Annotated in this window: 6 protein-coding genes and 1 pseudogene; 3 read left to right on the top strand and 4 right to left on the bottom strand. The window is 70.9% G+C overall.

Annotation, left to right across the window (positions count from 1 at the left end):
• The coding region (pglZ, locus tag ABZ281_RS20565) for a BREX-2 system phosphatase PglZ (RefSeq protein WP_356657429.1) at positions 1 to 1,796 on the top strand (1,796 nt) is incomplete at its 5' end.
• Between the two features lie 76 nt (positions 1,797 to 1,872).
• Here the strand turns inward: pglZ and ABZ281_RS20560 are convergent.
• On the bottom strand, positions 1,873 to 2,088 hold the full coding sequence (locus tag ABZ281_RS20560) for a hypothetical protein (RefSeq protein WP_329329091.1): 216 nt from the start codon (positions 2,086 to 2,088) through the stop codon (positions 1,873 to 1,875).
• A 275-nt stretch (positions 2,089 to 2,363) separates the two neighbouring features.
• Positions 2,364 to 2,543: pseudogene (locus ABZ281_RS20555) on the bottom strand (CBS domain-containing protein); the annotation flags it as partial.
• Positions 2,544 to 2,745: 202 nt separating this feature from the next.
• On the opposite strand from ABZ281_RS20555, the gene brxD reads away from it, so the two are divergent.
• Positions 2,746 to 4,095 carry a BREX system ATP-binding protein BrxD gene (gene brxD, locus ABZ281_RS20550; RefSeq protein ID WP_356657427.1) on the top strand — a complete coding sequence of 450 codons (1,350 nt, stop codon included), beginning with the start codon at positions 2,746 to 2,748 and terminating at the stop codon, positions 4,093 to 4,095.
• Positions 4,095 to 6,293 carry a DEAD/DEAH box helicase gene (locus ABZ281_RS20545; protein ID WP_356657425.1) on the top strand — a complete coding sequence of 733 codons (2,199 nt, stop codon included), beginning with the start codon at positions 4,095 to 4,097 and terminating at the stop codon, positions 6,291 to 6,293. The genes brxD and ABZ281_RS20545 overlap by 1 nt, the downstream gene beginning before the upstream one ends.
• 49 nt (positions 6,294 to 6,342) lie before the next feature.
• Here ABZ281_RS20545 and ABZ281_RS20540 read toward each other — a convergent pair whose 3' ends face one another.
• Both ABZ281_RS20540 and eccCb read right to left on the bottom strand, forming a co-directional pair.
• Positions 6,343 to 7,743 carry a DUF6177 family protein gene (locus tag ABZ281_RS20540; RefSeq protein ID WP_356657423.1) on the bottom strand — a complete coding sequence of 467 codons (1,401 nt, stop codon included), beginning with the start codon at positions 7,741 to 7,743 and terminating at the stop codon, positions 6,343 to 6,345.
• Positions 7,740 to 10,614: type VII secretion protein EccCb (gene eccCb / locus ABZ281_RS20535; RefSeq protein ID WP_356657421.1), on the bottom strand; the 2,875-nt coding region annotated here is incomplete at its 5' end. The genes ABZ281_RS20540 and eccCb, both read right to left, overlap by 4 nt.

Here is a 10,614-nt window from a genome sequence, read left to right as displayed (position 1 = left end):
GACTGGAAGCCCGGTTCACCGCCGTGGGTCAGGCGCTGTCGGCGGGCGACACGGCCGCGGTCGAGGAGGCCGTGCGACGGCTCGCGCAGCACAGGCTCGCCGCCGATCCGGAGGAGTCCGCCCGGATCGAACGCGCCCGCATGGCGCAGCGTCTCGCCCGCTTGCTGGCCACCGACCCGTCCGCCGACGCCTCCACCGTCGCCGACGCCGTACAGCGACACGTCGCCGAGACGGGCTGGGCCGACCTCGCCCTGGAGCACATCGAGGCCGGCGGCGACCCGGACCCCGTCCTCAAGGCCGCCTACGACACGCTCGGCACGCGCGTCAGGGACCTGCGGAGGCAGATCGACGCTTCCTTCGCGCGCTCGCTGGCCGGCTGGACCGAGGCAGGCACCCATCCCGGCGGCATGCTCACCGTCGAGACCTTCCTCGACCGTGTGGTCGGACCCGTCGTCCGGCGCGAGGAGGAGCGGCGGGTGCTGCTGCTCGTGCTGGACGGCATGAGCGCGGCCATAGCGAACGATCTCGGCGAGGAACTGCGCCGCTCCTGGGCGGAGTTCGACCCGCTGGGCGGGGACACCCCGCGCCGGCGGGCGATGGCAGCCGCCCTCCCCACCGTGACGGCCGTGTCCCGGACGTCGCTCTTCGCCGGCACCCTGATGAAGGGCACCCAGGCCGACGAGAAGAGGATCTTCCCCGCGCTGAAGCTGTGGAGCGGGGCCCCGGCCGCCGCCTTCCACAAGGACGACCTGCGCACCGAGACCGCGGGTGACGCCTTCGGCCCGGCGCTCACGGAAGCGCTCACCGACGGCAGGACCCATGTCGCCGTCGTGCTCAACGCTATCGACGACCGCCTCGCCAGGGAACAGAAGCTGGGCGACGGGGCGTGGCGGGTCGACGACGTACCCGGCCTGCGCGATCTGCTGCGGGTGGCGGCGGCCCAGGGCATGGCGGTCATCGTCACCAGCGACCACGGCCACGTCGTCGACCGGCACGGCACGAAGGCCGACGCGGTCACCGAGCCCGCGTCCGCGCGCCACCGACTGCCCGGGGGCCCGCTCGGCGAACGGGAGATCGCCCTTTCAGGGACGCGCGTGGTCTGGCCCGAACCCGGCGCATCCATCGTCGCGCTCTGGGACGCCGACTCCCGCTACACCGCCCTCAAGGCCGGCTACCACGGCGGGGCCTCCCTCGCCGAGTTCACCATCCCGGTGCTCGCATTCCTGCCGTTCGGCGCGGAACCACCCAAGGGGTGGCGGGAGCTGGGAGACCAGCGGCCACCCTGGTGGGCTCCGGAAGAGGCGGGGAGGACGGCATCCGGCGAGCGTTCGGCCCAGCCGGCCGCTGCGGCTCCGAAGAAGGGGACGGCGAAACCCCGGAAGAAGCAACCGGAGCCCGGGACGCTGCCCGACGCTCTCTTCGACGTGGCACTGACCGCCGGAGGAGACGACGCCCTGCTCACGCCGGTCGTCGTCTCCCGGACCGAAGCGCTCGTCACGGCGCTGCTCGACTCGGAGACGTATCAGGTACAGCTCGACGGTCTGGCCCGTAAGCCCCAGCAGGAGCAGGTCCACAAGGCCCTCGCCGCCCTGCTCGACGCGGGCGGCACCCTGCCCGTGACCGCGCTCGCCCAGCGTGCGGGCATGCCCACCAGCAGGGGCGACGGCTTCGCCGCGGTCCTGAGGCAGCTCCTCAACTACGACGGCGTCCAGGTGCTGGAGACCTTGCCGGACGGGCGCACGCTACGGCTCCAAGAGGCTCTGCTGCGTGAGCAGTTCGCTCTCGGGGTGGGCTGACAGACAGCGTCAGGGGCGCCTCCGGCGTCCGTCGGGCCGGGGGCGCCCCAGTTGAAGCGGGGCGCCCCGGAGCGCACTACGAGTCGCGCCGGACGTGCTTGAGCACGTTCATGCCCGCGGTGAGGACAGCGATGAAGGCGGCGCCGCTGGTGGTGAGAGTTGCCAACGGGCTGGCGTGGAGCGCCATCGTCACGACAGCAGTGCCGAGTGAACCCACACCAGACGCGAGAGTGACGATGGTGATGTCACGCGCCGGGTGGTTACAGGTGTGCTGGGTCGAGTGGATCGACACCGTTCCTCCATGAAGACTCGCTGGCTGCAAACGGACACGGCTGACCGAGGTCAGTCGCGTCTCATCTCCAGCGCTGCGCGTACGGGCGCTACGGGGCCCGCAACCAGCTGGTTGCTGATGTGTACGCGTGCAGCGAGCAGAGCAAAGAGGCCTCCGAGAGTGGAGAGGCAAGTGGAGCCAGAATATCGTTCAACTAGTGGGCGAAGCAACGCACTTCACCACACCGCGGCTGTGCCCGGCGCAGCTTCGCCCCGGTGGCGCAGCCACCCGCATCCTCACGACACGAACGCCCGCAACACCTTGGCGAACGTCCTCAGCTCGTCGAGCAGCTCCTGCGGAAGCGGCTTCTCGTCGAAGTGGGCGATCCGGTTACGGATGTCCTTGACTCGTTTCAGACGGCCGATGAACTGCTCCCTGGGCATGCTGGGCCATTTCAGGGCCTCCCAGTCAGCTTCACATTGTCGAGTGCCGCCACGTTCGTCCCACTCCCACCCTGGCGTATGTACGGAGAGTGATTCCAGCAGCGTCTCCCGGTGACCGTCAACCGATTCAACGAAGTGGGCGCCTCGCCACGGTGCTCCGGTCAGGCCGGACCGACCGCCGACCGTCTCCCGGTCGCCGGACCGGCATGGACGCGGAAATGGAAGACTGGTCCTTGTGAGCACCACCGGACCCCAGCGCCCCGCACAGGTGAGCGCCGCCCGTCGCCGTACCGTCATCGACGCGCTTCGGCGCGGCGCGGTCCCCGACAGCGGACTAGATCTGCTGGCCACAGGACTCGACCGGTTCGAGGCGGCCCTGGACGCGGAACTGGACGCCGTGGCATCCGGCGGCTCCGTGTTCAAGGCCGTGCGGGGTGAGTACGGGTCCGGCAAGACCTTCTTCACCCGCTGGCTGGGGGAGCGCGCCAAGCGCCGCAACTTCGCCGTGGCCGAGATCCAGATCTCGGAGAACGAGACCCCGCTGCACCGGCTGGAGACGGTCTACCGACGGCTCACCGAACGGCTCACCACCTCCAGTTTCCCGCCCAGCGCGCTGCGGCCCGTGGTCGACGCCTGGTTCTACGCCCTGGAGGAGGACGCCCTCGCGGCCGGCGCCACCGAGGACGAGCTTCCGGGTGAGGTCGAGAAGCTGCTCGTCGCACGGCTCGCCGAGGTCTCCCGGCACGCCCCGTCGTTCGCCACCGCTCTGCGCGGCCACCGGGCCGCCCTCGCGGACGGCGACGAGGCGACCGCCGCCGCGGTCCTGGCGTGGCTCGGAGGTCAGCCGCACGTCGCCGCCTCCGCCCGCCGGTCCGCGGGGGTACGGGGCGACCTCGACCACTTCGGTGCGCTGGGATTCCTGCAGGGGCTCCTCACCGTACTGCGCGACTCCGGGCACACTGGGCTGTTCGTCGTCCTGGACGAGGTGGAGACACTGCAGCGGGTCCGGTCGGACGCCCGTGACAAGGCACTCAACGCGTTGCGGCAGCTCATCGACGAGGTGCACTCCGGCCGCTTCCCCGGCCTCTATCTCGTCATCACGGGCACTCCGGCCTTCTACGACGGTCAGCAGGGCGCACAGCGCCTTGCCCCGCTCGCTCAGAGGCTGGCCACCGACTTCACGACCGACCCGCGCTTCGACAACCCCCGAGCCGTGCAGATCAGGCTCCCAGGCTTCAACCAGGAGTCACTGATCGGACTGGGCCTCACCATCCGTGACCTGTACGCCGATGCCGCGGAGATGCCGGAGCGTGTGCGCACGGTCGTCGACGACGCCTATGTCGCGGACCTCGCGGTGGCCGTCGGCGGGGCGCTGGGCGGGAAGGTCGGCGTCGCTCCCCGGCTGTTCCTGAAGAAGCTCGTCGGGGATGTGCTCGACCGCGTGGACCAGTTCGACGACTTCGACCCCCGGCGGCACTACCGGCTCACCGTCGCGGGCAGCGAACTCACCGACGTGGAGCGCAATCTGGCGGCCACGGCCTCCGGGGGCTCCGCGTCGGCCGATGACATCGACCTGGAGCTGTGATGGCGGACTCGGGAATCCCGGCCGGGAAAAGTCCGGGTGACGGAGAAGCCGACGTACTGGACCGACTCGACCCCGTCGTCCTGCATCACATCGTCAACACCCTCGGCTGGCCCGATCTGCGCCCCCTGCAGCGGGCGGCGATCACACCACTCATGCAGGGCCGGGACGCCGTACTGCTGGCTCCGACGGCAGGCGGCAAGACGGAGGCCGCCTGCTTTCCCCTGCTGTCGGCGATGACCGAACAGAAGTGGACCGGCACCTCTGTGCTGTATCTGTGTCCGCTCAAAGCACTACTCAACAACCTGGCCGTCCGAGTCGACTCATACGCCCAGTGGCTGGGGCGACGCGCTGCCCTATGGCACGGCGACACCAAGGAATCGAGGCGGCAGCGCATCCGGGCCGAGGCTCCGGACATCCTGCTGACCACGCCCGAGTCGCTCGAAGCGATGCTGATCGGCGTCAAGACCGACCACGCCCGTCTGTTGGGAAGCGTCCGAGCCGTGGTTGTCGACGAAGTACACGCGTTCGCAGCGGATGACCGAGGATGGCACCTGCTCGCCGTACTCGAACGGTTGGAGCGGCTCACCGGACGGCCGATCCAGCGCGTGGGGCTCTCTGCGACCGTAGGCAACCCGGCCGAGTTGCTGCACTGGCTGCAAGGCGCGGGCGCCGGTAGCCGCACCGGTCAGGTGGTCGCTCCGGGAGTGCACCTGCCGGCCACCGGCGGCAGCGGACACGGCGACAGAGCGAGTGCCGGGGCGTCCCGCAGGCCCGCAGGCGAAGTGGAACTCGACTACGTCGGCTCACTCGACAACGCGGCCAAGCTCATCGCGGCACTGCACAGGGGGGAGAAGCGGCTCGTCTTCTGCGACTCGCGCCGACAGGTCGAGGAACTGGGCGCGGCGCTGCGGGCGCGCGAGGTGACGGTGTTCCTGTCCCACGCTTCGCTCTCCGTCGACGAGCGTGCCCGTTCCGAGCAAGCGTTCGCCGAAGCGCGCGACTGTGTCATCGTCTCCACGTCCACCCTCGAACTGGGCATCGACGTCGGTGACCTCGACCGTGTCATCCAGATCGACTCGCCCGCCTCCGTCGCCTCGTTCCTGCAGCGCATCGGCCGCACCGGCCGACGAGCCGGGACGGTGCGGAACTGCCTGTTCCTCACCACCCGCGAGGACACCTTGCTGCAGGCGGCGGGCCTGTTGCTGCTGTGGTCGCGGGGGTGGGTGGAACCCGTCGTCCCCCCGCCCGAGCCGCGCCATCTGGTGGCCCAGCAATTGCTCGCCGTCACCCTGCAACAGCACAAGCTCGGCGACCAGTTGTGGGACCGGCAGTGGAACGGTCTCGCCCCGTTCGACAAGTCCGCCGCCCCCATCCTGCGCTTCCTCACCGGGGAGGGTTTTCTCGACAGCGACGGGGGGCTGCTGTTCGTCGGTCCCGAGGCGGAACGGCGCTTCGGTAAGAGGCACTTCATCGAACTCACCGCCTCGTTCACCGCTCCCCCGCAGTTCACCGTCCTGTCCGGACGCACGGAGATCGGACGCACCGATCCGAGCGTGCTCACGGAGGAACGCCCAGGCCCGAGGCGGTTGCTGCTCGGTGGACGCAGCTGGCAGGTCACGTACATCGACTGGCTGCGCAAGCGCGTCTTCGTCGAGCCGGCCGACGGCGGCGGAATCGCCAAGTGGATGAACGGCGGCGTCGCCGGACTGTCGTTCGCGCTGACCCGTGCCATGCGCGAGGTGCTGCTGGGCGCCACCCCGCCAATCTCCCTGACGCGGCGTGCGGAAGCCTGCCTGACCGAACAACGCGATTCCGACGCGCCCGACACCGTCCACCCGGGCGGCACGCTGATCACGCGCGTCGGCTCCGACGTCCGTTGGTGGACCTGGGCCGGCTACCGCGCCAACGCCACCCTGGCGGCCACCCTCCAGTCGATCACCGACCCACTGCAACGGCCTGCCGACAGCTGGTTGCGCCTGCGTGAGAACCTCACCCCGGCCGAATGGCGTGTGGCCCGCGAGAGCGTCGGCGAGAACCTCGTCCTGCCCGACGTGGACCGACGGGCCGTACGCGGGCTGAAATTCTCCGCAGCTCTTCCTGAACGCCTCGCCACGGCCACGGTGGCGGCCCGACTGGCCGACTTCGAGAGTGCCCGCTCAGTGCTCGGCGAGTCGGTGCGCTTTCAGTACGACGGCTGATGCGGACGAGCTGCCCTTGCCGACCCCCGGCATACGCGACAGGCAGGCCTCAGTCGCGTGTCAGATGCTGGATGAGGCGTTGGAACACGCTCACGGAATGGGCGGTGGATCCGTTGCCCAAGACATAGTGGAGTGCGGGTTTGCCTTCGGGCCCAAGCCCAGTCGGGGTCGGCCCGAGAGGCGGGTGTCCCGCACGGGCCCGGCCGACGGCCTCGACCTCGTTACTGCCGAGCGTGAACGCGACCGGAACGGGCGGGGCTTCCAAGCGCGGCGGCACCGTGAGGTCGCGGCGCGCAGCGCGCAGCGACGTGAGCAGGGTGACGAGGCCGTGCTCGGCGTCGAGCGCGGTCGCGAGTTCCTCGACGGCGTCCAGGGGCGGTGTCTCGTCACGGCCGTAGCCGAGCGCGAAGGTGATGTCCTCCTCCACCCCCGCCGGTGTGCGCAGCACTCGGACGGTGGCCACGGCGGGCCGGTCGGGGTGTCCGACCGCGACGAGCCAGGTGGGCCGGGGAGCGCGGGCGCGGGCCAGGTCGGTCAGCTGGCGGGTGGACCAAGGGAGGTTGACCGGTTCTGCGGTGCTCCAGCCCGCGGGCGGTGCGCCGGTCAGGTGCCGGAAGGCCGTTTCGAGGGCGCGCCCCAGGATGAGGTTCTCGTCGGCGGGATGGCGGGTGCGCAGAGTGAGGATCAGCTGGCGGTCGCCGGTGTCAGGTGCGGGGGCGAAGGCCTCGGCGGCCCTGGTGGCACCCTGCTCGTCCTGTACGGGCGTGAAAGTGCCGTTCTTCCAATGGAGCACGGCGCCGGAGAGGCCGTCGTAGTAGCCGTGCTCGGGGTCCTGGACGACCCAGCGGTTGGGCAGGCCACGCAGGGCGTTACGGGTCGGCAAGGTGAGTCGCGCCGTGGGCGGGGTGACGATCTGCAAGGCCCGGTCGGAGCCGGTCGCGGTGCGCAGGGCGTCGGAGAGCCAGCTGGTCATGGCGATCAAGGGGCGGTCCTGGATGACCACGGCGGTGGTGCCCGTGAGAACGTCCACGGCAGGGCTGCCGGTTGCCGGGGCCGGGATCGCGGAGACGTCGGTGGTGAGGGGGACGACGTCAGTGGTTGCGGCCTCCGGCGGCCATACCGTCCCGCCCAGCACGGTGACCAGGCGGCCGGCGAAGGAGCCCGCGAGGCGTGCTGCTTCGGCCACGGCGGTCGAGGCGCGGGCTTCGGTCCACCACACCGGCGCTTCCTCCACCGCGTGGCCGAGGAGGCGGGTGGCCTCGCCGGGCACCTGGACGAGGATGGGCGTCTCCACCGAGACGAGGGGGCGGCCGTCGGGGGAGCAGAGTTGGACGACCGCGCCGTCGGCTGCGGTGTTCACGCCGAGGTCGGGGCCGCCGGCGTACAGGCCCGCGAGCAGGGTGGGCAGGTCCGGCATCTCGGGGGTGAGGGCGATGACGTCCTTGGTCACGGGCCTTCTTCGTCTGCGAGGGCGGTCTGGATGAGCTGGTGGGGCCGTCCGCGGCGCGCGAGTGTGCCCCGGCCGGGCGGCTGCTGGGAGGCGTAAAGGCCGGGGAAGAGCTGGCCTTCGCTGCGGTCGCCGGTCATGACGAGGGCGGTGGTGCCGGTTTCGCGCAGGGTGGTGAGGAGGGGTTCGTAGAGCGCGCGGGAGGATCCGGCGGCGCGGCGGGCGATGACGAAGTGCAGGCCGATGTCCTGCGCGGAGGAGACGTACGGCAGGAAGGGCGCCAACGGCTGTTGCCCGGCCGTGGTGAGGATGTCGTAGTCGTCGACCAGGATGACGATGCGGGGGCCGGTGAAGGAGAGCTCGTCGGTCATCGGGGCGTCGGGGTCCGCGGTATCCGGAAGGCGCTTCTCCAGCTCTGCCGCGATGCCGGTGGACAATGCGCCCGCGAGCTTGGCGTTGTGGGCGTAGCCGCCACGGTAGGGCTCGGGGACCACGCCGCGCAGGCCGCGGCGGGGGTCGTAGACGCCGAAGACGAGTTCCTTGTCGCTGTGCCGCTGGACGAGTTGGGTGGCGATGAGCTTCAGCAGGTTGGTCTTGCCGCACTCGTTGTCGCCGAGGATCAACAGGTGCTGGTCGGTGCCGAACAGGTCGAGCAGGACCGGTGAGAGGGTCTCCTGGTCAACGCCCACGGGGATCGCCGCCGGTTCGGTGGCCGGTGACGGCAGCTTGTCCGCGGGCAGGCGGGTGGGCAGGACCCGTACGGGCGGGGCGAGTTCGCCGTGCCAGGAGGCGCGGATCGTGCGGGCGGTGCGTTCGAGGGCCGGGCCCAGGTCGCCGGTCTCCGGCCGGTTGTCGATGCGGGGCAGCGCGACCTGCGCGAACAGCTTGCCGTCGGTCAGGACGCGGCCGGGGGTGTCGGGGGCGAGGGTCTCGGACAGTTTGCGGTCGATGGAGGAGTCGGCCGGGTCGTTCAGGCGCAGTTCGACGCGGGTGCCGAACATCGACTGGGTGGCGATGCGGACGTCGTTCCAGCGCAGCATGCCCGCGACGACGTGGATGCCGTAGCCGCCGCCGCGTTTGAGCAGGTCGGCCACCGCGTCGTCGAGGTCGGCGAACTCGTCGCGCAGGGCGCCGTATCCGTCGATGATCAGCACGATGTCGGTGGCGGCCAGGTCAGGCAGCCGGCCCTCGGAGCGCAGGTGGCGCAGTTGGTCGACGGAGTCGATGCCGTGTTCGCGGAACACCTCCTCGCGGATCGCCAGCATGCCGCGCACCTCGGCGACTGTGCGGGCGGCCCGCTCGTGGTCGGCGCGGGAGGCGATGCCGCCGACGTGTGGCAGGGCGGACAGGGCGGACAGGCCGCCGCCTGCGAGGTCGACGCCGTAGACGGCGACGTCGGACGGGGTGTGGGTGAGGGCCAGGGAGAGGGCGAGAGTGCGCAGGAGGGTGGTCTTGCCGGACTGCGGGCCTCCGATGACGGCCGTGTGCCCGCCGGCGACGGTCAGGTCCAGCTGCCACGGTTGCTGCCACTGTCGTGCCGGATTGTCCAGGACGCCGAGCGGGACGTGCATCGGTCCGCCTGTGTGGGCGAGTCGCACACCGTCTGTGTCGGCTCGGAGCGGGCCCGCGGCCGTGTCGAGAGTGGTGGCGTCGGGCAGTGGGGGCAGCCAGATGCGGCGTACGGGCGGTGCTGCTGTGGCGAGTTGGCCGACCATGACGGACAGGACCGTCGGGCCGGTTTCCCGCTGGGGAACGACAGGCTCGTCCACCGCCTCGGATTCCAGAGGGGTGTTGTACGCCGGGTAGGGGCGGGCGAGTGGCTCTTCGTCGCGTTGGTCGCGCTGGGCCGGTCCGCGGTAGGGACCCGAGACGTATCCGGCCTTGAAGCGCTCGTAGGTGGAGGTGTCGACCTTGAGGTAGCCGAAGCCCGGCAGCGGCGGGAGGTGGAAGGCGTCGGTGGTGTCGAGGACGGTGCGGGACTCGTCCGCGGAGAAGGTGCGCAGGCCGAGCCGGTAGGAGAGGTAGGTGTCCAGGCCCTTGAGTTTGCCGCCCTCGATGCGCTGGCTCGACAGCAGCAGGTGAACGCCGATGGAGCGGCCGATGCGGCCGATGGACAGGAACAGGTCGATGAAGTCCGGTTTGGCGGTGATGAGTTCGCCGAACTCGTCGATGACGACGAACAGGTGGGGGAGGGGCTCCAGGTCGGGGCGGGTCGCTTCGCGCAGGGCGGTGTAGTGGCCGATGTCGGCGATGTTCCCGGCGTCTTTGAGGACCTGCTGGCGGCGTTTGACCTCGCCGGCCAGGCTGGAGTGGACGCGTTCGACGAGGCCGGCCTGGTTCTCCAGGTTGGTGATCACACCGGCCACGTGGGGGAGTTCCGCGAACGGGGCGAAAGTGGCGCCGCCCTTGTAGTCGACCAGGACGAGGGCCAGGTCTTCCGGGGAGTGGGTGGCGGCGAGGGCGAGGACGAGGGTGCGCAGCAGTTCACTCTTGCCGGAGCCGGTGGCGCCCACGCACAGTCCGTGCGGGCCCATGCCGAGCTGCGAGGACTCCTTCAGGTCCAGCAGCACCGGCTCGTGGCGGTCGGTGAGGCCGATGGGGACGCGCAGGAAGTCCCTCTCGCCGCGGGGCGCCCACAGGCGGCGCAGGTCGAGATCGGCCGGGTCGTCGATGCCCAGGAGGGCAGGGAAGTCCACCGGGCCGGACACGGGCGTGCCCTCGGCCGCCGACTCGGCCGACAGGCGCAGTGGGGCGAGCATGCGGGCGACGCCCTCGGCTCCGGCGGCGCTCACCGCGTCAACCGTGCCGTGGGCGGAGGGCGTGTTCGGGGCGCGCAGGTCGTCGACGGCGATCCGGGCGCCGTCGACGGTGTTG

Origin of the sequence: Streptomyces sp. NPDC006265 (assembly GCF_040613555.1) — a bacterium.
GTDB lineage: Bacteria > Actinomycetota > Actinomycetes > Streptomycetales > Streptomycetaceae > Streptomyces.
The sequence above is the reverse complement of the archived record's forward strand: the minus strand, read 5'-3'. Positions and strand labels throughout refer to the sequence as shown.